Below are 829 nucleotides of genomic sequence, written 5' to 3' on the forward strand. Positions count from 1 at the left end.
CTGCCGGGAAGGCCTGCGAGAAGCATCGCTGGTAGAACGAGACCGGCCGCGGCTCGTCTCCGAAGCGGTGGAGGAGATACAGGAAGAAGGCGAACGAATCCTGCACGATCCTCAGATCGGGCCACCCGTCGGCATAGGCCCAGTTGAACTGACGGCAGTAGGCCTGGAGCAGCGCGTGGTAGATCGCCGCCCACTCGCCCTTACGAAAGCGCTTCTGCGTTGCGCGGGTCGCCTTGAGCCGGCCGCGCTCCTTGCGCATGAACCGCGCCAGACCGGCCGTGACCTTAATGAGGTGGAGCTCGAGGAAGTCGTCTTCGTTGCGGATCACCCCGGGGAGCCACTCCCGCTTGAGCCCTTCCGCCTTCAGCGCCTCCTTGGCCTCGAAGACCACAGCACGCGGCAGGTTTCCCTTAGCCGTCAGCTTGATTCCTTCCTCGCCGGCCGCATCGACAATGACCTCCAGAAGCCGGAACGCCGTCGCAGCGGGGCGCGCCTCGATGCCCTCGGCGAAGCGCACCAGATCCGGGGCGTCGAACGGCGCATGGAGAAGCCGGTGCATCTGCTCTCGGGAGAGCCCCTGAAAATCAGACACCGGCGACTGATTGAGCTCCGCCACCTTCTGCGCCACGGCATCCTGAAGCTCCTGCTCGGAGGAAAACGACTGATCGCCGAGTGCGCGCTCGAGCTCCGAGCGGATGGCGGCGATGGACGAGGACTGTTCGTCGTTGGAAGGCGAGTGGCCATTACCCATTCAATGCTCCTCGTTCGCTCGCGTGCCGCACCGGGGCGGCTCGTACTGCGGAGACGGCGCTGCCCAGCGCACCATGAG

General features: G+C 65.5%; 1 protein-coding gene. It reads right to left on the reverse strand.

Translation table 11 applies throughout. From position 1 onward, the window contains the following. On the reverse strand, positions 1-751 hold a 751-nt coding region (locus LRA98_RS12840; protein WP_238640854.1), incomplete at its 3' end, for a hypothetical protein. Positions 752-829 lie beyond the last annotated feature (78 nt).

Source organism: Halorhodospira sp. M38, assembly GCF_022227985.1.
Classification (GTDB): domain Bacteria; phylum Pseudomonadota; class Gammaproteobacteria; order Nitrococcales; family Halorhodospiraceae; genus Halorhodospira; species Halorhodospira halophila_A.